Source organism: Armatimonadota bacterium (assembly GCA_017303935.1).
Lineage (GTDB): Bacteria > Armatimonadota > Fimbriimonadia > Fimbriimonadales > Fimbriimonadaceae > JAFLBD01.
In genome coordinates, this window is the sequence record JAFLBD010000002.1 from 558,575 (window position 1) to 581,781 (window position 23,207).

The following is a 23,207-nucleotide window of genomic DNA, read 5'->3' on the forward strand; positions in this document are numbered from 1 at the left end:
CAGAACTGAATCCGAGAATATGGGCGGGTTTTCAAAATTTAAACGATTCGTTTTCGGGCGACCCATCGCCACCAAGCACGCGCACAACGAGCGACTCTCAAAGCGAATTGCCCTTCCGGTGTTTGCGAGCGACGCGCTTTCTTCCTGTGCTTATGCCACCGAAGAAATCATGCGCGTGTTCATGATCATCGGTGCGTCGGCTGGGTTTGGACCGGCATTCCTCCACAAGACATTCGAGATTTCGATCTGGATTTGTGTGCTCATCGCGATTGTTGCGCTGAGCTATCGGCAGACGATCTACGCGTATCCAGGCGGCGGAGGCTCGTACACAGTTGCCAAGGAGAATCTGGGTAGCTTCCCGGGCGAAGTCGCTGGTGCCTCACTTCTGATCGACTACATCTTGACGGTGTCGGTATCGGTGTCCGCTGGTGTTCTTGCGATCGTTTCGATCAATCCAGCGCTATCGCCGTACATCGTCCACATGGGCATCTTTGCGGTTGCAGTGATCACGATTGCGAACCTGCGAGGAGCGAAGGAATCTGGCGCAATTTTCTCGATTCCAACTTACAGTTTTATCCTGTTGCTCGGAGTTGTCATCGTCTACGGCATCTTCTTCAAGCAACCGGCGCCGATTCCTCAAGAGGTAATCGAGGCACGTTCAAAAGTGCCGCCAGACTATCAGATGCTTTCATTCGCATATATCTTTATGGTGGCGCGAGCCTTCAGTAGCGGATGTACTGCGTTGACCGGTATCGAGGCGATCTCCAACGGTACTCAGGCGTTTAAGGAACCTGTAAGCAAGAACGCCTCAACCACGCTTTGGTGGATGGCGGCAATCCTGGCATTCCTTTTTATCGGTAGCAGCTTTCTCGCAGAGAAGTTCCACATCGTCCCAATCGAAGATGTCACTGACCCGCGCTTTAAGACGGTTATCGCGTCGATTGTTGCGAACGTGTTCCCAACAAATACGCCGTTTGGGATGTTCTATTACAACGCGATGCTGGTGATGACGGCGGGTATTTTGATCCTCGCCGCGAACACCGCTTTCGCTGACTTTCCACGGCTTGCCAGCTTGATTTCTCGGGATGGCTACCTGCCTCGCCAGCTCAGTAGCCAAGGCGACCGACTGGTATTCCAAAACGGAATCATCATCCTCGCTTTGGTTGCTGGATTCCTGATTTTCATCTTTGGCGGCGATACGCACAAGCTGATCCCACTCTATGCCATCGGCGTCTTCATGAGCTTCACGTTGAGCCAATTCGGAATGGCGATCCATGCCAAGAAGCACAAGCAGAAGTTCACGAATGTTCTCTTGAGTGCGACTGGCGGAACGATCACGCTCGTGATCACCGGCATTATCACTGCGACGAAGTGGCACGATGGAGCGTGGCTGGTACCAATCGCGATCGGCATCGTCCTGTTCATGTTCACCCAGATCAAGAAGCACTACAAGTACCTGGCGGGCGAATTGGAAATCACGCCTGAAGACGCCGTTCCAAAGGCGCGCACGACCGTGCTGTTGATGACGCCAAGGCTGCACAAGGGCATTCTGCAAGCGATTGGTTATGCGCAATCTTTGGCTGACGACGTCCGCGCAGTACACGTGACGCTCGATCCGAAAGGAGTCAAGCGCGTGAAAGACGATTGGGATCGATTTGGTTCGGAAATTCCGCTGGTGATCTTGGAATCGCCTTATCGCTCGCTGATTGAGCCGATTATTGAGTACATCGATGAGGCCTTGGAAGAAGATCCGACCCAGATCATCACCGTGATCGTGCCGGAAGCTGTCCCGCGCAAGTGGTGGCACCGATTCCTTCACAACAATGTGGCGATCGCTCTCAAAATCGCGCTCGGGCAACGTAAAAATGTCGTGATTACCAACGTTAGGTACTTCTTGAAATGATTGTTGAATCGTACGAAGACGTCATTATCCTCTCAGGCTCCATTGAGTCGAACCATTGGGAGACTCTGCAGACCGCGATTTCTCTCACGCTGAAGCGACATCCATCCGGAGTCGTGATCGACGTGAGCCAGATTTCGCGCATGAACCAGTTCGGCGCGGACACTTTTCGATCCGTCATGGAATACATCCATGACCACGACGCCCGGGTTATCGTCGCCGCTGTTCCAGAGCACGTCATGACCGTTCTGAAAAGCGTGCCTGACGTGCGCTCGCAGCTGCCGATTGTAAATACCGTCGAGGAAGCAAGAGCCTCGCTGGACTTGCTCGGATACGAAGAGGAATCTCACGAAAAGAAGGGCAAGGGATCGCCAAAGACTTCGATCATGGTGGTACTCAACGGGACGGCTTGCGATACGTACGTCATCGAAACTGCAGCCGAACTCGCGGAGAGTTTGAAGGCTGGAGTGAATGCGATTTACCCTTTGATTGTGCCGAGGGATATGCCGTTGCAGGCGCCGATGCCGGAGGAAGAAAAAGCAGCTCTGAAAGCGCTGAACTCTGCAGAAGACCTCTTGGATTCGCGAGAAGTGCACCACCAGATGTTCCTTGAACGAGGTCGTGACCTCGGTTCGGCGATCGCTTCGGCTCTCGAAGAGCACCCTGGGACTCACGTGTTGATCGGGGTGCCGGAGTGCCGGGACGAAACGGAGAATGCAGGCAAGGTCGTTAATTCGGTTCTTGCGAAGGTGAAGTCGGCTGTGATCTTTATCCGCGGGCCGGTCAGCTAGCTGCTCGCCACTGCTTCAACTGTTCAAGAAGCGTAGCGCCGTGACGCTTATTTTTCAAGATCGACTGGTACTTTCTGGGTTCGATGTAAAGCGTTGATGGCCCGGCTTCGATGCAGATAAACCGGCCCAAGCCGATCCAACTATGCGCATTCGACCGGAATCGTAGATCGGTAATAGAAGACTTTTCGATTTTGAATTCTTCATTCTCACCGAAAATGAGCAGGTGATCTTCGTTGATCACCAAGAATCCGATCTCTTGATGCGGATCCCAGATGCTCCTAAAGTTCGGATGGGCAAAGCCAATGAAGTTCAATTCGCCCTTCGGCGCGCCATGAATCCTTCCCCAGCGTTTGCCAAGCTCGTTTTGCATTGAGCTGTTGCCGAAGAGTCCTGTGAAATTGAGAGCGATCACCCCGACGACCGGAAATGCTGCCAGCCAGAGAATTGGATTCAGAGCCAATGGAGATTCAGGGCGAAACTGGATGAGCCCAATCGCCGCGAATGGTAGACTAAAGACTGCCGGAATGAGATTGCCAAGTATCTTCTTAGTTCCTGACCAAATCCGCGCCGCCACAAAGTTATAATACTCAGAACACGGCACCATGCCTCGGTCCGCACTCAAGATCTCCTCGATATCCCCTGATCCCCAGAGCTTAAAGCGGCTTCTGGATGAACTCCCAGACGAGTTGGGCTATGTCACCGCCTTTGACGACTCATCGCTTGCGGTTGCCCATCGCCTTGGCGTAGGGGACGAGTCCATTGAACTACTAAGTTTTGGTGACCTTCTCGGGCGAATCTGCATGGATGTTGGGATTCCGACAAGCAATCTGGCTTCTAGGGGAAGACTTCTCGCAGCCTATGAGGTGGCCTGCCACCGTCTCGAACGCACCCGAGTTTTTAAGAATTGCAAAGATTTCGCGGGGTTTCACGAGTCGGTCTCGGAGACATTGCGGGAACTGCACCATTGGGGGATCGACGCTGATAAATTGGTTGCTGCAGGAAAGTCGATTCCTGGGGCCGAAGGGCAGAAGCTGTTAGAGCTGGCCGAGATCGATCAGTCCGTCAGTCAGTTGATGCTAAAGGTCGGAAGCATCCAGCCCTACGAACGCGCTCGGGCTCTGCTTTCAGAAGAGTTTTTGCGCCCGCTGCACTTCAAGATTCTAGTCGTCCTCACCAATTCCGAAGTCCGTCCGATCTACCACGAATTGCTCAAAAAACTGTCGCTCCATGGCGTTCGAGTACACGTGGTTCTCGAAAAATCTGACGGTGTGTTTGAGGGTAGCCGGTTGATCGCCAAGAGCTTTGGTACCGAGCCAAAGCGATTCGGTGCGGATTCTTGGGCCGAAGGTCTGTTCCAATCAGAGAAAAAGGCCGACCCACCGGCAGTTGAAATTTTCGACGCTCCCGATGCTCTTTCAGAGGCAGAGTGGGCTTTGCGTAAGTGCCAAGAGGCGATTGCAGAAGGAGTTTTGCCGCACCGGATTGCCATACACGCATCGGATCAAGAAACCTATGTGCCTTATCTAAAATCGACCGCCAGGCGGTTTGATTTGATGCTGGACGCACGGCACATGATGCCGTTGCTGACTATCGGATTTGCGAGCCTCACCATGAAAGTGTTGGAGGCATTGAGTGCGTACAACCCCAAGTCGCTGATTCAGCTGGCGACCTCAAGCTATTTCCCCACGACCCGAGAAGCCCGGTTACGATTGGCCGACGCGGTTCACGACGCCATTCGGAAAGGCGATGAATCTTGGGCCGCGATTGAAAAGTCTGCCGATGAAATGGCCGAGTTGTTGCCTTGGCTATGGCCGCTTTTGCGCTGGCGTGCAAAGTCAATTTCACAGCCTTATTCGATGCCGGAATGGCACGGAATGCTCGATGACTTTTTCCGGATTGAAGTGATCGAGCGAAACGCGCAGAACGGAGTCAGCAAAAAGCAATCGCACGATCAGCGCGCTCAGATGGCGATGATGCGATCGCTGGCAGAGTACGCGCCCACCTACGACGCTGAGGCCGAGGAAAAGATCACCTTCAGCGAATTTGTAGGGATTTGCGCGCGGCTTTGGGATCGTGAAGAAGTGATTTCACCGACCGATCGGCGAGGGATTCGGGTGGTCTCCAAGTCGACAGAAGTTGGCGAAGCGGACATCGTCATCGTCATGGGCATGCTGGAAGGGGTGATGCCGAAGCGACGTACGGAGGACCCAATTCTCAGCGATGAGGAGCGAGCGGGCTTGACGAGAGCGTTAGGATTGGAGTTTCCACTGCTAGACTCCGGATTCGAGGCGAGAGCACAGCGTGATGCATTCGTTCGGCTTTGCGCGGCAGCAAAGCAAAAGCTTATCTTGAGTTATCCCCGCGCAGATGAAGAAAGGCTCAATGTCCCGGCGAGCTACCTCAGCGAGATTCGGGCGCTGGTCGGTGATGCGATCTCAACTTCTTCCTATACGAGAGCGGAGCTCGTTCCGCAAGCGAGCGAATGCCGAAATTATGCCGACCTGAGGATCGCGGAGGCGCTAGCCCTTCCACGGGAAGACCATATGGTGGAGAGACTCAAGTCCGAGGCCGCCAGGGAGATCGTGCGCCCAGATTTTGAATCTCGAATCGAGGTTCGAGAGGTAGTGGATGCGACGGAGTGCTTGTTCAAATCGAATGCGCGATACCGGCTCGGGATTCATCCCAAGTCGAAAGGGATCAATAGCCTCCTTCGGCGGTTGCCCGCGATGGCACAATTGCGATCCCAACCGGACGCGGATACAGCGAGAGCTGCGCTCGAAGCTGCGCTGAGCCAGTCCATCGCCGACCGGAGCACCGAGATCGAAAAATGGGAAGAATCACTGATCGAGGCGACGGCCATGCGTCAAATCGATCAATGGGTTGAGACTGAATTTGCCGCTCGAGAATTATGGAAACTCGAACCCGCACAGTCAAATGTGGGGCTCGACCACCCCGTGTTTAGGCCCTCACTCAAGATCGGAAATACCAAAATTCAGTTCAAAGCCAACGTCGACGGGATTTCTGAACTCGGGCCTTATCTGGTGATTCATCGGTTTTTTCAACCGAATCCGAGCGCTAGTTTCGAGAAGTCTCCCGGTGTTTGGCTGGAGATTGCAATTCTGTATGCACTTTCCAAAACCCACAATTCGAGTCAGATTTTCGACCTTGATCTGTCTTCTGGTGGACGCTTGGCGTTGACTTTCATTAAGGCAGATGGTGTTGCCTTAGCCTCAAATTCCAGAAGGCACCTGAGCACGAGACAACCGGTCGATACTCGCGGGTTGCTTGATTTCTTGAAAGAAGAACTCGACCGAGCGACGTTTCGGCTGGAGACAGGAAACATGGTCGCGACTCCAGGAGAGCATTGTGAAAACTGTGCGTTCGGAGAATTGTGCCGAGTTTCGCGCGAACACAACGATTTTGATCTCCAAGCTGGGGGTGCGACGTGGCCCAGTTGACCGAAGAACAGCGCGCTGTTGTCGTTAGTCAAGAGCCCAGATTAACCGTTCGTGCTGGCGCGGGTTCTGGCAAAACGCGGGTATTGGTCGACCGATATTTGCGGTTCGTGATCGAGGACGGGATCGAACCGGAGCAGATTTTGACGGTCACGTTCACTCGAAAGGCTGCCGCAGAGATGAAGGAGCGTATCATCCGGTCGCTCAAATCTGCGGGAAGATACGCCCAAGCACAATCGGCTGAAACCGGACCCATCCAAACCTTCGACAGCTTGTGCGAAAAATTGCTGCGTGAAAACTCGGTGAGTGCGGGCATTGATCCTGGCTTTGAGGTGATGAAGGATAGTGTGCGTAAGCCGCTGATCGAATCGTCACTGAGTGCGGTGCTGTTGCCACAACAAGCTTCGCGCCCTCAAATCGAGAAATACATCGCCAAACAGGCCGGCAAGCGGGGTTACAACATCGGACCTAGTGTTCATGCCGCGATCTTGAAGGAAGTGACGTCGCTACTCGACAAACTGCGTACCGGTCTGATTTCTCGGGAAGAACTAGAGAATATTTACCGCACGCCAGAGAGCTTCTCCTCTTATGCCATTCAGATGCTCCGGTCGATGGAATTCGGCCAGGTCGCCGCGGAATACGAACGATCACTGGAAGACGACACACCAGACGCGAAGCTGGAGCGGAATTCTGTCGAGCTCACCGTTGGGCTCATGCAGATCGTGCTCGCTGTTTGGAAGCAGATCGAAACTGAAATGGAGCGGTTGCAGCAGTTCGATTTTCCAGAACTTGAGCGTCGGTGCAGCGATATGTTGCGGCACAACGAGTCGGCTCGCACGCGTGTAAACGCGAAATTTAAAGCGATTCTGGTGGACGAGGCACAGGACTTAAATCCGGTGCAATACCGATTGCTGAACGCACTAAAACTCGACTCGCAGATGTTTGTGGGAGATCCGCAACAGAGCATTTATGGGTTCCGACAAGCAGACTATCGATTGTTTGAAGAGTACAGTCGTCATAGCTACACCTTGAGTTTGAGTTCAAATTTCCGAACTTCGGAAGGCGTTTTAGGATTCATTGATCGACTGTTTGCCGAGCATTGGGGCCAAGAATATGTGCCGATGATGAGTCAAGTGCGCCAACCGGGTGAGATTCAGATTTGGGAATCGCGGAGATTTTCTTCGGCTGTGGTCGCGGACGGGATTCTGAACCTCATTCAATCCGGTGTGAACGCAGGAAAGGTCACCGTCGTTGTCCGAAAGGACATTCAAGGGCAGATGATCGTGAAAGAGCTGCGCAAATTGGGTGTGAACGCACAACTGGCGGGCGGAGGAAAGAAGCTGTTCCAACGCCAGCACGTGCTCGATCTGGCTAACGCACTGGAAGCATTGACCAATCCTGATGCGGATTACGCGCTTCTTTGTGTCTTGCGCTCACCGATTGTCGGCATCAGTTTGGATTCGCTCGTGATGCTCGCCGACAAGCGTCAACGCGAGGACTCGTATTTGAGATCGGTGATTGAGACCGCGGAACTAGAGGATGAGGACGACCAGGAGAAACTCGATCGATTTCGAGAGTGGTTCGAGCCGCTTTCGCTATATGCGGATCGGCTGAGCGCTTGGGAGGCACTGTCCGAGATCTTACGCGAGTCGCCTTATCTGGCCCAGGTCGCGAAGCTTCCAGAGCCGTATCAGCCGATCGCAAATATCAGAAAGGTGTTTGGGTTGGCGGTTGACGATCGAAAGATGGGGCCGATGGAATTCGCCAAGATGGTACGTCGGCTGCGAAATGTTACTGACGAAGGTGATGCGCCAGCGAATGACATGGATGAAGACACCGTCAACGTCATGACCATTCACAAAGCGAAAGGATTGGAGTTCGATACGGTTGTCGTGCCCTGCACCTTTGAGGCTGTGAATTCGAGAACGAGTGAAATTCTCGCTGACCAAGACACTGGGATCGTCGCGATGAATCTAGAAGGCCATAAGCAAAAGCTCTACACGTGGTTGCGGTCACGATACGTCGAAAAAGAGAAGAGTGAGCAGTTGCGGCTGATGTATGTTGCCATGACGCGCGCCATCAATCGGCTTTGTCTCTTGGGTTCCGAATCTCCTCAAATCGGAAAAGAGCAAAGTTCGAACTGCATCGCCAAGTCCGTTTATGAATTGGCAAAAAGCCCCGAGTGGCCCTCGGGGCTGATCCAGATATTAGATTTCAATCCGGCGCAGGAAAACGCTTAGCGGCCTCTTGAGCCTCCGCCGGAGCCTCCGCCACCGCTCATGCCCATTCCACCGCCACTGGCGCGGCTCTGGGTGCGTCCGCCTTGCTGACCGCCGGCGAGTCCACCGCCTTGCTGGACTTCTTGCATTCGAGCTTGGATTTCGCGCATTTGAGCGAGGTTGATTTCTGCCGTCACGACTTCGACGCCGACTTCCAATCCCGAAAGAATCTCCACGCCTTCGTTGCCCTGCTCGCCGATTTTGACATCGACGCGCTTGGGCTTATCGTTGGTTTTGACGAGCACGTAGGTTTTGTCCCCTTCGCGCTTGATCGCCTGTTGCGGCACGATGATCACGTCTTTCTTTTCCAAGGTAAGGAATTCGCAAGTTGCGTTCATTCCCGGGCAGAGAGAGATCCCTTTTTCTTTAGTGAGCTCCACTCGGACGCGAATCGCGGTGATGTTCTGGTTAGTTTCTGCGGCCGGATTGATTCGTGTGACTTTGCCCTTGAGCTTGCGGCCCGGAAATGCTTCTAGCGTCACGCGGACGGCTTGATCGAGTTTCACTTCGGCAATATCGGCTTCATCCACCGAGCATTCGACGAACATTCGCGTGGTATCGCTGAGTTGCAAGATCGCGGTGCCTTGGCTGAAAGCGCTCGCGCCAGGTGGAATAATGGTCCCAGCCTCAAGGTACTTTTTGGTGATCACCCCATCTCGCGGCGAATTGACGATGGTGCTGTCTAGCTGAATCTGTGCGTTGTTGAGCGCGACTTTGCTTCTAACAGTGCTGGCAGCGGCAGAGCGACGATCCATCGACCGGATATCGACATTGAGCAGCTCTTGATTTGCCTGTTCGAGATTCAGTTGTGCCTGGCGGTAGTTGCGCTTGGCTTCTTCAAAATCATTGGTGGTGTTGGCATCTCGAGTCTTGTTTGCCAAGGCGGTTTGCACCGACGCTTCAGCTTGGCGCAGTCGAGCTTCTTGCTGCTTGATCTTGCTCTCGATGTCTCGTTCGAGCGTCTTCGCATCTTGTTGGGCAGATTCGAGGCTGGCGCGAGCGGTGACAAGCGCAGCTCGAGCGCGTTCAAGCGTGCTCTTGGAGATGTAATCTTGCTTGTAGAGGTCCTCTTGGCGGGCCAGCTCAGATTGAGCGTTATTGAAATCTGAGTTCGCCCGGTCGAGGGCTGCTTTGGTATCGGCGCGCAATCTCGGGATCTCGACGTTCTTGAGGTTGAGCATTGCTTGCTCTTGGGTGGCGAGATCGGCGCGTGCGCTTGCTAGGCTCGAACTGGTCAAGGAGGGTTGAGTGTTCGCAGTTGTTTCTGCTCGCGCTAGTCGAATTCTGGCGATTTCAAGCGCGTTTTCCGCATCTTTGACCGCATTTCGGCGGTTTTTCTGCTCCAGGGTTAAGGTGTATCCAGCTTGGGCGGCTCGTGCTTGTGCTGATTGCAAGTCGGCCTGAGCTTGGTCTACGGTCGCGCGTGTGTCTTCAGGATCGATCTTTGCTAGAAGTTGACCAGCGGCGACTTCATCGCCTTCATCCACGAGAATTTCTTCAACTTTTCCACCGGCTTTGGATCGAATGTCGACAGTTGTCAGTGGAATGAGCACGCCTGTCGCAGAAATCGAACGGACAAGCTCCCCTTTTTCCGATTTTTCGTACTTGTATTGAAGGTCAGAAGCGGTCGAACCAGCGCGACCCCAAATGAAATATCCTGCACCGATTAGCGCAACGATGCCAATGCCATATCCAACCTTTTGATTCATAACGTAACGAAGAGCGGAGTCCCGCAAGAGACTACGTTGTCAGGAAGATATTAAGTTCCTTTGAACTTGCTACTCGCCCGCCAAAGGCAACCCGACGGCGAGCCTCAATTGCGAATCACTGATGAGTGAATCGTAGATCGCTTCGACCGCGTTGACTTCAGCTTGGACCAAACTTGTTTGAGCCTGCACGACTTCGGGCAATGCCGCTGCGCCAAGGCTCTGCGCCTTAACCGCCGCTTCAAAGTTCTTTCGTGCTGCGGCTAGTGCAGCGTTCGCCGCCTTCAACCGCAGTTGGTTCTGGGTGTAGTTGGTGTAAGCCTGCTCGACTTCGGCGAGAACATCGCGCTCGGATTGTACATACCGAGCTTTGGCCGCTTCGAGAGAATATTTGCGTTGGGCGACTTCGAGCTTGCTGGCTCCACCATCGAAAAGCGGGATGCTGATGGCTAGCCCAATGGCACTGCGATTGAAAACATCGCGAGCAAATGACCGGGTGAAGGTCGCATCGACAGAGTAGTCAAACCCTGCTTGTGCTTGGGCCAAGCGGACCGACATTTCGCTGCTTTTGAGTTGGGCTCGGCTTGCGCTTAGGTCGGGGCGCTGACTCAAAGCCATCTCGTTGGCTTGGTCCAATGTGAATGTCGGGTCAGCATAGGCCACTTCTGAAGTTCCGGCGAGTTCCAGAGATTCCTTTTGCTCCCAACCGATTTCGGCTTTGAGGCTGGTCACAGAAGTTCGAACGCGTTGTTCGGCCTGTAGAAGTGCAACTTGCGCGTTGAGCTGGTCGGCCTCGGCCTGGAGGATGTCCTTGCGAGCGATGTCGCCGACTTCGGCCCTAGCTTTGGTCTGATTCAAAATCAGGGTGGCACGGTCGAGCTGCGCCTTTTGAACTTTGAAAAGCTCCTGTGCCCGCAGGGCCTCATAGTACTTCTGGATCACCGAAAAGAGCGTTGATCGCAGGGTCTGAATCAGCTGTGCTTCTGAAGCGGCCAGGTTCGCCTTGTTGCTGAGAATGTTGTACTTGCGCGAACCGTTATCGAGCACTCTGTAGCTGGCGGTGATGTCCAAGGAAGACCCACTTGTGCGAGTGTCGCCGAGAGAACCTGTAAACCGCTCGGTGTCGGTGGTGTCGTACCTGAACGTTGGAGTGACCTTTGGCAATAGCGAAGTTCTGGTTTGAGCTAGGCTCGCCCGTGCGCCGCGTACATTGAATTCCGCGCTCTTCAAGGTCCCATTTCGTTGCTTTGCGAGTTGGATTGCATCCAAGAGACTCAATTCTGCAGCGTTTGCGACTGAAAAGCTGCCCAGAAGAATCATCGCCAAAGGCACCGATTTTTGAATGGAACGCAGGTTCATAAGCTATTAGTGTATCTCTTCGGAGAAAAGGACTCCAGGACTCCTTCATTGGCTACGGTAAGGGTGGGTTTCAGGTTCCAGCAAACTGTCACACTTCCGTTCAGAATAGGAACAATGGTCCTAGAAACACGTAGGACTCTATGACGAGCGAGCGAGGGATGTGGAACCGTGCACCGTCGCCGGTTGTTTTCTCGTACCAAGTATAGGAAGCGATTGATTTGGAAAATTTCGAATTTCTGTCCAAAGTTGTGAACCCAGTGGAACTTCATTCGCTGGACATGACCCAGCTAAAGGAAGTCGCCAATGAGGTTCGGCAAGCAATCGTTTCTCGGGTGAGTCAGACCGGAGGGCACTTTAGCTCGAATTTGGGCACGGTGGAGCTGACCGTCGCTCTCTACGCCTCCTACTCACTTCCTCCGGACAAGGTCGTTTGGGACACTGGACACCAAGCCTATCCTCACAAGTTGCTCACGGGTCGGCTGGACCGATTCGATACGCTCAGAAAGTACAAGGGGATCAGTGGATTCCTCAAGAGAGAGGAAAATGAGCACGACGTATTTGGTGCGGGCCACGCTGGTACTGCGATTAGCGCTGCTCTCGGAATGGCGATGGCGAGAGACCAACTCGGAGGGACTGAGCGCGTTGTCGCCGTCACCGGAGACGCCGCAATTTGTAGCGGAATGTGCTGGGAAGCGCTCAACCATGCCGGGGATTTGAACACTCAACTTGCGGTGGTTTTGAATGACAACCGAATGTCGATCGCACCGAATGTTGGCGCGATGACGCAGTATTTCACTCGGTTGCGAGCTCGCCCTGACCTGCAGGACATGGCGCACAAGGCGAAGCGGGTTGTCAAAGGAATTGGTGGACCAGTCGAAAAAATGGCTGCTGGTTTTCGCCATGGACTGACCCACTACTTTGCCCCGGAAGAAGCGGGCACGATCTTTGAAGAGATGGGATTTGAGTACATCGGTCCGATTGATGGTCACAACTTGGAAGTGATGGTCGAGATTTTTAGGAACGTCCGCGAACTGAAGATGCCTGTTTTCGTACATGCGATGACGGTGAAAGGTAAGGGTTACGACGTTGCCGAAACCGACAGTCGAAAGTGGCACGGTGTGACGCCGTTTGACATGGAAACCGGGCAGATTTCAAAATCGGCCGGACCGACAACCTATACCCAGGCATTTGGCGCCGCAGCCGAAGAAGTGGCAGCCGCCGATCCAAAGGTCATGGTCATTACGGCGGCGATGCCCGATGGAACTGGGCTCACAAAATTCAGCCAGACTCTGCCCAACCAATATGTCGATGTTGGAATCGCCGAAGAGCACGCGGTGACGCTTGCCGCTGGAATGGCTGCGAGCGGCGTAAAACCGTTCTGCGCGATCTATTCCACGTTCCTACAACGCGGATTTGACCAAATTCTCCACGACGTCTGCATCCAAAAGCTGCCAGTTCGATTTTTCATGGATCGCGCGGGAGTCGTCGGTGATGACGGGCCGACTCACCACGGAACGTTTGACATTAGCTACTTTAGTTTGATGCCGAATATGACCCTGGTCGCGCCACGCGACACCACCGAGCTACGGGAAATGACGCTTTGGATGGCGGGCTATGAGAAGGGCCCATCCGCGATGCGCTATCCTCGCGGCGCGGGAGATGACAGATTGCCCGAACAGCGCACTCCGGTTCAATTTGGAAGGGGCGAAGTCCTGCGCGAAGGTTCGGATGTCACGATCCTGGCGGTGGGTTCAATGGTCTCACCCGCTTGGCAAGCCGGTGTTCTACTGAATGCTGAGGGTATTTCGGCTGAAGTGATCAACGCTCGGTTCTTAAAGCCGTTTGATGCCGAATTGCTTTTGAATTCGGTGAGAAAAACGGGGCGGTTGATCGTGGTTGAAGAGAATGTGCGGATTGGTGGATTTGGTCAGCAAGTTCGTGATTGGATGATCGAAAACGAGCTTGGAAGTGTCCCTTCTGTTCTCATGGCGATCCCCGATAAGTTTGTGGAGCATGGTCCTCAGCCGATTCTGCTTCGCGATCTCGGGCTGGACGACTTGACCATCGCGGCGAATGCGCGTGATCTCATCAAGTCCGGATCGCGGCGGTAAACCGCTGAAATGATTAAAGAGAAAGCCCGGGTGATTGCACCCGGGCTTTACTATTTTAGAATGGGAGACCGATTAGGTTCCGGATTCGCCGAAGTTAGCGACCACGATGTCAAAATCGCTGGATCCCACTTCACCGTCACCATCAACGTCACCTGTGGTGCCTGATGTTGACGAGTTGCCGAAGTTTGCCACGACGGTATCAAAGTCGCTTGCTCCGACTTCTTCGTCACCGTTGCAGTCGCCGTTGAGCAAAGTTACGTTCTGCGTAAAGCTGCCAAACGCTGGGACAACGACGTTGTTGACTCGGTTGCTCAACCAGTGGAGGGCATTGAATCGAATGTCGTAAGTGCCGGCGTTCAATCCGACGATATTGTTCAGGTAGTTCGTGCCGCTCGTGAAGGTCAGAGGAACCGTCAAGAGTGGTGTGGTACCGCCAGGTGTAAAGAACTGAGCTGTTGCGCCAATGCTGCTCATTGGCCGTCCGAATGGACCAACGTTCAGTGCACCCGTTATTGCTTGCGGGGCTCGCAAATTCAATGAGCACTTGTAACCTTGGGTCGAGGAAACCGCCGCCGAGTTAACTCGCACGAAGTAAGTTCCTGCAGCAAGTGTGCGGGCTACCGTTGATTCTGCAACGCCAGTTCCGGTGTCGGTGGCTGAAGACAGCACTGTAGCACCGTCTGTTCCGAGCAACGTCGCGTTGAGATTTGCAACATTGAGCGCGTCAAAGTTGGTACCGGCGGTACAAGAACCGTTACTATTTTGCGGGCCGTTTAGGTATGTCGATCCAACAGGAGTCGTGGTGAACACAACACTAGTCGGATTCGTTACCGTGAATCGATAAAGGTCGACATCAGGACCGTTCGGGTGCAGGCTCATGATCGACGTATTTATCGGATCTGGTTGTCCAGCAGATGGATTTAATGGGATGTTGCCAAAGTTCACCAGCCCGCTTGCGGAAGAGTAGGTACCCAGCACTGGTTTTACAGTTGCTTCAGCGACGTTGTTGTTTGGCTCATACGGATCACCATAGAATGATTGTGCAGCCCGAATATCATCTTGCTGGTGCGTATCGAATCCGGTGTTTACGAACGGTTCCATTAGCTTGGACGCGTTCACTGGGCAAACGTGGTTGATTCCCATGCCGTGACCGTGTTCGTGCGAAAGCACGTTTCGCAAGAATCGATATCCATTTGCAGCATTGGAATAGCTCGCGATGTTCGATGAGTCAATCACCATGTCACCGCTCTGCGGGAAGTAGTTGTATGCCAATACGTTGGAACCGGAAGCTCCATCGATGTTTCGCATCGAAATTCGTAGGTCGCCAATCGTGGTGTCGTTGCCAGCAGTACCCCATGATGCGCCGCTGTCCCAGTCGTTACCACCACTTGTTACTCGAACGTATGTGATTCCAGTGACTTGGCTCCAGCGAGCGAAAATCTTTTCAAATTGTGCGATCCAGGTTGCTCGACCGCCAGCCGAAGCAAATGCGGCATCCATTGTTGCGAACAGTGTGCTGCCAGAACTCACGCCGCCATTGTCCGAGGCACCGGTGGATGTGATGGTAGTTCCATCTGGAACGAAGCTCCAAGTCAGGGTTATTGGTTGACCAGCGGTACCGTTTGCGACGTGAGGAGTATTCCATCGCGTGCCGGTGAAGTAGCGTGAACCTGCACCTGGCCATGCGCCTTCTGCCGATTGCTCAAGCGCCTGTTGGAATGCGGCGACGTAAGCGGGATCGGTGCCTTCAGCAAAACAGGCGACCGCCAGCGCGTTCTGACCTGTTGCCTTAGGGTCTTGCATGAATCCTTTCACGAGCTTGGTGAAAGTCTTGGCATCATAATCCTTCGGATTCATGCTGATGCACTCATTCTTCTTTGCGGACTTCAAGTTCGAAGCGAGCAGTTGTTGAAAACCAACCGCTCCAGCGACAGCAAATACGCTTGCTAAAACCAAATACTTGGACATAATTTCTCTCCAAAACCTGCAACATTCGTGCCAGAACGCACGAGTTTGCTACGCAGTTGGACGACTATTAGGGGAATTTAGTTCGCGAAGCAAAAAGCCCCCCGACTCACCCAAGAAAAGAAGTTTGCAAAACGCGCAAAAATACAGGGAATACGCTTACTTAAAATTAAGTTCGTAAATCCGAATCACTTTGTCGAGCCCACCGACGGCAAACAGATTGCCGGTGTGGCTGAACGCAGCGGTCGAAAGCGGCTGATCGGATGCCTCGATCTTTCCGTGGCCACGCCCTTGCAGGACGTTCCAGAGATAGACGACTCCATCGCGACCGACGCTCGCCATAAGCTGACCGTCTGGGTGGAATGCGACCGACTCGATCGGCTTTTCATGACCGAAGAAAGTCTTGATCAAATCATTGTCACCGAGCCGGAAAATTCTGATGGATCGATCCACTGCGGCGACAGCGAGAATCCGCGAATCTGGGCTGAAAGCCATCGCAGTCACCGTCGAACGGACCGCGGTAAACGTGTGCAAGAGCTTGCCAGTCACGGCACTCCAAATTTTCACGGTCGCATCTGCAGATCCGGTTGCTAGCAACTTACCGTCGGGTGACCATTGGACAGCTGTTACAGACTGGTCGTGGTTATTCCCCGAAAACACGACGTCGCCCGTTGGCGTTCGGCAGACTTGGACCACGGAGTGGATCGAACCCAGCGCGACTTTGCTGCCATCTGGGGCAATGCCCACGCAGCAAATCCACTCTAAGGGACTGTTGCGCCAGCTAATAACTTCGCCGCTATTGATCTGCCAGACCGAAACAAGCGATTCGCTACAGCCTGCAGCGACGATCTTGTCGTCACCAATCGGGTGCACGACGTTGACGACGCCACCTTCGAGGCGCAAAGACCTGCGAACTTGGAAATCCTTCCCCCACCAAAGTATTTGGTTATCGAACGAACTGGACAGAAGTTGGTTTGTGTCCGGTTCAAAAGCCAAAGAATAAATCGGTGTTCGGTGGTCCTTCAGCTTCTGAACAAGTCGAACGCTGACCGAATCTCGGGTTTGCTCGGCGGCCTTAACTGCAGCTGCAGTGATGCCGGGTGTGCCGAATAATGTGGCATCGTACTCCATCCGTCGCGAAGGATCATTCAGAGTTTCGAAGGCCATGTTGATCTGGGCCATTCTCTCGTGTGCGACGGGGTCTGGGTTGATGTCTGGATGGTACTTCCGAGCCAATCGACGGTAGGCATTCCTCAACGTCTGCGATTTCGCTTTCGGGTCAACTCCAAGAATTTCGTAAAGACTAGCCACCGGTTCAAGGGTCATTATGGAAGTTGAGGAGCCCCAAAAGCTACCTTTTGGCGTCAATCTCTAACGAAACTGGTGACAATCCTGATATCTCCCTGCAAATCAGCGATGCGGTCGGGTATTCGAATGATGTGAAGCGACTTTTTTCGGCGGCACTCATCGCAATTGGCGTCATCTCATTGCTTTTCATCGGCTACACCGGGCTTTCGTTGTGGGCGGTGTATCGCATGGGCGACACCGTTAAGAACACTGCAAAGGCGTTTGTTGTCGAATTGATGCCGGATTGGAACAAGGAGACATTCAGTAAATACGCCTCTCCAAATTTGCGAAAAACCAATCCGAAATTCGCGGACCATCTCGAAGTAATTCACCGTGAAATGGGTGAACTAAAGTCTTTCTCGACTGTCGAAGTAAAAAATGTGAGTTCGCAAAAGGAAGTGCCAAAGGGGATTGAGTATTTCGTCGATGTTGAAATCCAGTGTACGAAGGGAAAGGCCACGATGAACCTCGGCATGGCGGAGTATCCCGATGGATTCCGGTTGACGCGGTTTATGGTGTCGGACAAGCGGTAACCTATTTCTCGGTTCATGAAGGTCTTTATTTCTGCGGATATTGAGGGAATTTCTGGGATCGTCGCATGGTCTCAATGCGGCCGTCCAGACGGCGACCACTTCGATTTTCGGTGGGCGAGAGAGCGAATGACCTCGGATGTGAATGCTGCGATTCGCGGTGCGCGAAAAGCGGGCGCGACCGAAGTTGTGGTCAAAGATAGCCACGGAAATTCAAAGAACTTGCTGGCAGACATGCTGGAGCCAGGCACTAGGTTGATCAGCGGCTTTGGGGCCTCAACCCAGGGCATGATGGCGGGAATCGATCGCTCGTTTATGGCGGCGATGCTGGTGGGTTACCACGCAATGGCTGGCACCCAGGGCGGCATTATGGAGCACACGATCACCGGCAACGTCCACCGAATGTGGATCAATGACAAGCCGTGTGGTGAGATCGCGCTCAGTGCAGGCGTCGCGGGATGCTACGATGTTCCGATCGTCCTCGTCACGAGCGACCGAGCAGGATGTTTGGAGGCAGAAGATCTCTTGCATGGTGTGGTCACCGCAAAGGTAAAGGAAGGGTTTGGTCGGTACATGGGCGAACTGATGCATCCAGATGACGCTGCCGCGCTGATCGAGGAGCGAGCCTTTGAAGCCGTGAACAAGGCGAGCATGCTTGACCCTTGGCTGCCCGAATCTCCTACAAAGATCGTGATCGAACTCAACCGGTCGGAGGAAGCGGACTTCGCAGCAAGAATCCCCGGCGTGGTTCGGCGAGATGCGTACACCCTCGAGATCGAGGAAGACAGTTACGCCGTCGCCCACCAGATGGCCTGGATGGTCTTCGCCATGGGCGGGATGGGGCGCAGCGCCGACGTCTAACGCGGGACTTCTTGGGCGTCCAAGATATCCTGGATCACATCATCGACGGTGATACCTTGTGTGTCAACATCGGCTCGGATGAGCACACGATGGCGCAGAATCGGAATCGCGACTTCCTTGATGTCGTCAGGAATTACAAAGTCTCGACCGCGAATGCCGGCGAGTGCCTTTGAGCAAGCAACCAAACTCAAGCTAGCGCGTGGGCTGGCACCGATCTGAATCTCATGATTGTCCCGAGTGCTTGCCACAATTCCGTAAACATAGTTGAACATTCGATCATCCATCTGGATGCGTGCTGCCTCGGCCTGAAGTTCGATGAGCTGTTCGGCGTTTGTGACCGTTTGAATTCCGACCGCGCCCAAATCCTGCGACCGGAACCCAGAATGGAAGCGTCGAATGACTTCGATTTCCTCTTCTCTCGACGGATATCCCACAAGGACTTTCATCAAAAATCGGTCTTGTTGCGCTTCTGGAAGCGGGTAGGTGCCTTCGTATTCGATCGGATTTCGAGTCGCGAACACCAGAAACGGGGCCGGGAGTGCATGGCGCTCGCCATCGATGGTGCATTGACGCTCTTCCATGGCCTCAAGAAGCGCGGATTGAGTTTTGGGCGGTGTTCGGTTGATCTCGTCCGCCAGCAGAACGTTGGCGAAGATCGGACCAGTTCGCAGGGTGAAGTCGACCTTGCGAGCGTCAAATACATTGGTGCCGACGACGTCGCTGGGCATCAAATCTGGCGTGAATTGGATTCGCGAGTATTGCAGCCCTAGGGTTTGGGCAATGGCTCGAACCAACAAGGTTTTGGCGACACCCGGAACTCCTTCAAGCAAAACGTGACCGTTGGCGAGCAGCGTGACCAGAACCTGGTCAACCAGCTTATCTTGGCCAACAACCGCTTTTCGAACCTCGGTACGGATAGATTCAGCAACTTGCGCGATTCGTGACATATCTTGCAGTATAGAACGTGAAATGCTCCCGCAAGGATGCGAGCTTTCGGTAAACAGAAACCAAAAGCCCGCTCGGTTCGTTCATAATTTGTAGTGAGGGGAACAGGAAGTTGGTAACTTTGGTTTGAGCAAGGATGCTCTCCTCGTTATTCCGTAATCACCGCCGACGTAATCACGTCCCCTGCGCCGATTGCATCTACGATGCTCAGCCCAACAGACACGTTGCCGAATGAGGCGTATTGTCCATCGTAGGTCGTATTGTCGCTCTTCATGATGAAGAACTGACTACCTGCCGAGTTGAAATCGCCGTCTCGTCGGGCCATTGAAATCACCCCTCGGACGTGGGAAATTCCCGTGTTTTCGAAGTTAATCGTGTACCCTGGACCGCCAGTTCCGATCTGTGAATCACTCAATGGAAGAGTCTTGGTGAGCGGATCGCCTCCTTGTATCAGCGATGACTCGACCCGGTGAATCTTGATTCCATCATAGAAGCCTTTGTTGGCCAGGCTAACGATGTTCGCGCAAGTCAGCGGTGCAGCGACCGAATTGAGATCAACCTCGACGTCGCCACGACCTTCGATAGAGAGCACCAACTTCGCGGCGGCGACGACCTTGACTGTCTGGGTTGCCGTCTTTGTGCTGTCCGCAGTGCTAGTTGCCTTGATGGTGTAGGTTCCGGCCGTAGTTGGTGCGGTCCAAACGCCGTTGCTGGTGATCGTGCCACCGCCGGATTCGACCACACTCCATGTGAAATTCTTATTGACGTTGCCAACTACTTTGCCCTTGAAGTCAACCGTGCTTCCTGCGATGGCGATCAGCTGCCGAGTTGGCGAGGTGATTCGGACTTCGGTGCCAGGAATCACGACGACGGTGGTCGTGGTGGTCTTCGTGAGGTCCGCGGCGGCTTTGGCTAGAATCGTGTAGGTGCCAGGTGTATCGGGCGCGGTGTAAACGCCTGCTCCGGTAATCGTCCCTCCCGATCCAGTTCCTTGAACCGTAATCACCGCATTTGGATTGCTTGTTCCGGTGACGGCGGCGGTGAATGTGACATCATCGCCCAGTTTGATGGTTGGATTTTGCGGGCTGAGCGTGATGTTGACTCCGCTCTGAACGGTGATCGTTGCGGTCGCGGTGACTCCTGGGTCGGCAGCGCTCGTGGCTACAACTCGGTATTGTCCGGGACTGGCCGGCGCCGTGTAGACGCCTCCGCTGGTGATCGAACCGCTGCTGGTGCCACCGGTTACGCTCCAATTGACGGCCGTGTTCGATGTACCCGTAACTGACGCCGAAAACGTGAATGTGCCGCTCGGGCTCAGGTTCACAGATGGAGTTGCCAGATTTACTTGGACCCGTGAGGTGGGCGTCGTCGGTGACGCATCGTTGCCGCCACAACCGACAAGGATCAAAGAGACCATCAGGCAGAAAACCGCGAAGATTCGCATAGCCTATTTTAGCGCGAGTTTTGCGCTAAAGCGGTTGCAAGTTTGGGAAAGAACTGTAATGCGTTCTCTGTCGTGACCATTTCGGCTTCGTCGGTGGTAATTCCAAGGGTGGACGCCAGCCCTTCGAGCACGAGCTTGAGCAGCGCGGGAGAATTGCGCTTGCCTCGGTGCGGATGTGGTGCGAGCCACGGAGCATCGGTTTCGATGACGATTCGGTTCCTATCCAAGCTCGCAATCACCGAGCGAAGTTCATGGGCAGATTTGAACGTGATTGGGCCATCGACTCCGAAATAGGCACCCAAATCCATCGCGCGTTTAGCCTGATCGGCGTTTCCTCCAAAACAATGGAAGAGCAATGGAGGGTTCTTCGTGCGAGCACTCAGAAACTCGAGCGTTTCGTCATACGCTTCTCGTACGTGGAGGACGACCGGTGCGCCTAGCTCCACCGCAAGGTTGAGTTGAGCTTCAAATGCTGACTGTTGTTGAGAGAGCGTGGCGTAATCCCAGTGGAAATCGAACCCGATTTCGCCGATGGCGACGGTCTTTGGATGGGAGTAGAGCCGGCGATATTCGTCGAGTAAAGCTTCTGAAAATGTAGCGGCGCAATTCGGATGATGGCCCACAACGGCATAGACGGGCTCGAATTGATCAGCGAGATCGACTGCTTTGACGCTCCAGTCGTGGTCGATACCGACAACGACAAGTTGATTAACATCCGCGGAAATAGCTTCGTCGATCGCCGATTTTGGGTCAGGAAACGCCTCGACGTCATTGAGGTGGCAATGCGTGTCGATCATGCTTGTCCCATCATCCGGTCAGCCTCAAGTTGGGTGGCATCGATCGCACGCTCAAGCTGAATTCGCAATTCTTCAACTTGCTCCGGAGTGGCATCTTTGGGCACAGTGATCGGCTCTGCAAAGATCATCACCGCCTTCGAGAATGGCTTCGGCACCAAATACCTGTCCCAAGATTTTGCGTACCAGCATTTGGCCGCAGAGACTCCGGTTGGAATGATTTCCGCACCAGATTTTTGGGCCATCATCATGATTCCGGGCTGAACGACGCCACTCGGACCTCGCGGCCCGTCTGGAGTCATGGTCAAACTTCCGCCTTCCTTGAGCACGCGGATGGCTTCGATTGCTGCCTTCACACCCTCGCGTCCGGTGCTTCCACGGATGGTCTTGAATCCGAACTTTTGGAAAATTTTGTTTTGCATTTCGCCGTCGCGAGAATTGCTGATGATGGCGTAGAACCCTCGGTCGCGGAAGAAGCGCGTGGCGACGAAGGAGCGTCCGTGCCACCCGGCGAAAAGATAGGGCTTTGTGTCCGGGGAGAGCTTCTCCCAGCCGACGGTTTGTACCTTGAGGGTCTTGCCAATCGCCGAAACCAGTGCGAACGCGAGACCACCGAGTTTCGGAAAGAGGCTACGCTTCCAAGCGCGAAACTTGCTCACTTGACTAGCCCTTTGTTCTTGGCGATCTGGAAGGCAGGGTGCATCGGGAATTCGTTTGCGAGTTGATTAGCCCATGGTTCGGATGGAGCTAACTCGGCGAGAGCAAGCAGCGCGTTGGGTCGCTCGGTCGAATCTGTTTCGGAGGCGACACTCTTTAGAAGTTGGAGTTTCGTTTCCTCGGAGGTTGATTTGCTCGCAAGTTTTAATCGCTCGACATCTTTGATCGTGCTCAACATGCCGATTTTTTGCAATCCAGCGACGCTCCGATCAAGATCAATCGGAACGAGTTTGGCGAAGTACTCGGCCGCTTCTTTGTCATGGCCCAGCATCACCGAGGCTTCAGCGGCTTCGGCAAGAGCCCTCGGGTCGTTTGGGTGCGAGCTCAAAATACTCTCAGCAGACGAGAGTTTTGCGGACGGCGAACGGTGCGCCATGTCGTCCAAATGCTCGTGACCAGCAGCCAGCGCAGCCATGTTTGGCGCGCCGAGCAAAAGGCTTGCAAGAACTCCGAGTGCGAATCCGCCGAGATGGGCCGCAAAGGCCGCACCGGCGCCGGTCGATCCCACCGACATGATCGTTCCGATCGCTTGCAGAATCACCCAAAGTACAACGAGAAGCCAAGTCGGAACACCCACTTTAGATCCTGGTGGGAGTTTGGTTAAGGCAAAACGGATGCCTGCGAAACCGATGCATGCGGCGATGCACGCTGAGGCTCCGATTAGCGGCGGTGCACCGACCTGAGACTTGAAGAGAAGAAAATGCGCTCCAACTCCGGCGAATCCTCCGAGGAGATAAACCAGGCCAAATTTGAGCGAGCCAAACGAAAGTTCTACTGCCGCGCCAACCAGAACGAGCACCATCAGATTGCCAAAGAGATGAAGCACGTTCTGATGCAAAAACAGACTCGTTAAGGCGTTCAGAATCGAAGGTCGATCGGCATGAAATCCGAATTGATCGACAAGCAACCCACCCGAGAACGTCACCCAATAGGCGAGGATGATGTTGGCGGCCACTAACGCAAGCGTCAGCCATGGGATGGGTTGCTTTGAGTTCAAATTGGC

Annotated in this window: 17 protein-coding genes; 7 read left to right on the top strand and 10 right to left on the bottom strand. The window is 53.9% G+C overall.

Annotated elements, in window-relative coordinates; translation table 11 throughout:
* The first annotated feature begins 19 nt into the window (after positions 1-19).
* A complete protein-coding gene (locus J0L72_07235) occupies positions 20-1,903 on the top strand; it encodes an APC family permease (protein MBN8690574.1) in 1,884 nt (627 codons plus the stop codon).
* Positions 1,900-2,691: a hypothetical protein gene (locus tag J0L72_07240; GenBank protein MBN8690575.1), complete on the top strand. Its 792-nt coding sequence runs from the start codon at positions 1,900-1,902 to the stop codon at positions 2,689-2,691. Before J0L72_07235 ends, J0L72_07240 begins: the two co-directional genes overlap by 4 nt.
* Here J0L72_07240 and J0L72_07245 read toward each other — a convergent pair.
* Entirely contained in the window at positions 2,684-3,313 is a 630-nt protein-coding gene (locus J0L72_07245; GenBank protein MBN8690576.1) for a hypothetical protein, read from the bottom strand. The genes J0L72_07240 and J0L72_07245 overlap by 8 nt on opposite strands.
* On the opposite strand from J0L72_07245, the gene J0L72_07250 reads away from it, so the two are divergent.
* Together J0L72_07250 and J0L72_07255 are read left to right on the top strand one after the other, a co-directional pair.
* Positions 3,294-6,149, top strand: a complete 2,856-nt coding sequence (locus tag J0L72_07250) for a hypothetical protein (GenBank protein ID MBN8690577.1) — start codon at positions 3,294-3,296, stop codon at positions 6,147-6,149. The genes J0L72_07245 and J0L72_07250 overlap by 20 nt on opposite strands.
* Positions 6,137-8,386, top strand: a complete 2,250-nt coding sequence (locus J0L72_07255) for a UvrD-helicase domain-containing protein (protein MBN8690578.1) — start codon at positions 6,137-6,139, stop codon at positions 8,384-8,386. Before J0L72_07250 ends, J0L72_07255 begins: the two co-directional genes overlap by 13 nt.
* On the opposite strand, the gene J0L72_07260 is transcribed toward J0L72_07255, so the two are convergent.
* Both J0L72_07260 and J0L72_07265 read right to left on the bottom strand, forming a co-directional pair.
* Positions 8,383-10,134, bottom strand: a complete 1,752-nt coding sequence (locus tag J0L72_07260; GenBank protein ID MBN8690579.1) for an efflux RND transporter periplasmic adaptor subunit — start codon at positions 10,132-10,134, stop codon at positions 8,383-8,385. The two genes, J0L72_07255 and J0L72_07260, sit on opposite strands and share 4 nt — an antisense overlap.
* 69 nt (positions 10,135-10,203) lie before the next feature.
* On the bottom strand, positions 10,204-11,490 hold the full coding sequence (locus J0L72_07265) for a TolC family protein (protein MBN8690580.1): 1,287 nt from the start codon (positions 11,488-11,490) through the stop codon (positions 10,204-10,206).
* Positions 11,491-11,726: 236 nt separating this feature from the next.
* Here J0L72_07265 and J0L72_07270 point away from each other — a divergent pair, with 236 nt between their 5' ends.
* The gene (locus J0L72_07270; protein MBN8690581.1) at positions 11,727-13,601 is read left to right on the top strand and encodes a 1-deoxy-D-xylulose-5-phosphate synthase; all 1,875 of its coding nucleotides are present in this window, start codon (positions 11,727-11,729) and stop codon (positions 13,599-13,601) included.
* Between the two features lie 72 nt (positions 13,602-13,673).
* Here J0L72_07270 and J0L72_07275 read toward each other — a convergent pair whose 3' ends face one another.
* Together J0L72_07275 and J0L72_07280 are read right to left on the bottom strand one after the other, a co-directional pair.
* Complete coding sequence (locus tag J0L72_07275) at positions 13,674-15,569, bottom strand: matrixin family metalloprotease (GenBank protein ID MBN8690582.1); 1,896 nt, start codon at positions 15,567-15,569, stop codon at positions 13,674-13,676.
* 156 nt (positions 15,570-15,725) lie between these two features.
* A complete protein-coding gene (locus tag J0L72_07280; protein ID MBN8690583.1) occupies positions 15,726-16,892 on the bottom strand; it encodes a DnaJ domain-containing protein in 1,167 nt (388 codons plus the stop codon).
* A gap of 32 nt (positions 16,893-16,924) precedes the next feature.
* On the opposite strand from J0L72_07280, the gene J0L72_07285 reads away from it, so the two are divergent.
* Positions 16,925-17,446, top strand: coding sequence for a hypothetical protein (locus tag J0L72_07285; protein MBN8690584.1), 522 nt, complete (start codon positions 16,925-16,927; stop codon positions 17,444-17,446).
* Between the two features lie 15 nt (positions 17,447-17,461).
* Positions 17,462-18,304: a M55 family metallopeptidase gene (locus J0L72_07290; protein MBN8690585.1), complete on the top strand. Its 843-nt coding sequence runs from the start codon at positions 17,462-17,464 to the stop codon at positions 18,302-18,304.
* Here the strand turns inward: J0L72_07290 and J0L72_07295 are convergent.
* The 5 genes from J0L72_07295 to J0L72_07315 all read right to left on the bottom strand — a co-directional run bounded on the left by J0L72_07295 (position 18,301) and on the right by J0L72_07315 (position 23,201).
* Entirely contained in the window at positions 18,301-19,251 is a 951-nt protein-coding gene (locus J0L72_07295) for a MoxR family ATPase (protein MBN8690586.1), read from the bottom strand. The two genes, J0L72_07290 and J0L72_07295, sit on opposite strands and share 4 nt — an antisense overlap.
* A gap of 146 nt (positions 19,252-19,397) precedes the next feature.
* Positions 19,398-20,693 carry a peptidylprolyl isomerase gene (locus J0L72_07300; protein MBN8690587.1) on the bottom strand — a complete coding sequence of 432 codons (1,296 nt, stop codon included), beginning with the start codon at positions 20,691-20,693 and terminating at the stop codon, positions 19,398-19,400.
* An 8-nt stretch (positions 20,694-20,701) separates the two neighbouring features.
* Positions 20,702-21,490 (bottom strand): TatD family hydrolase, encoded by a 789-nt coding sequence (locus J0L72_07305; protein MBN8690588.1) that lies wholly within the window; start codon positions 21,488-21,490, stop codon positions 20,702-20,704.
* Positions 21,487-22,146, bottom strand: coding sequence for a lysophospholipid acyltransferase family protein (locus tag J0L72_07310; GenBank protein MBN8690589.1), 660 nt, complete (start codon positions 22,144-22,146; stop codon positions 21,487-21,489). The genes J0L72_07305 and J0L72_07310 overlap by 4 nt, the downstream gene beginning before the upstream one ends.
* Positions 22,143-23,201: a rhomboid family intramembrane serine protease gene (locus J0L72_07315; GenBank protein MBN8690590.1), complete on the bottom strand. Its 1,059-nt coding sequence runs from the start codon at positions 23,199-23,201 to the stop codon at positions 22,143-22,145. The genes J0L72_07310 and J0L72_07315 overlap by 4 nt, the downstream gene beginning before the upstream one ends.
* Positions 23,202-23,207: the final 6 nt, after the last annotated feature.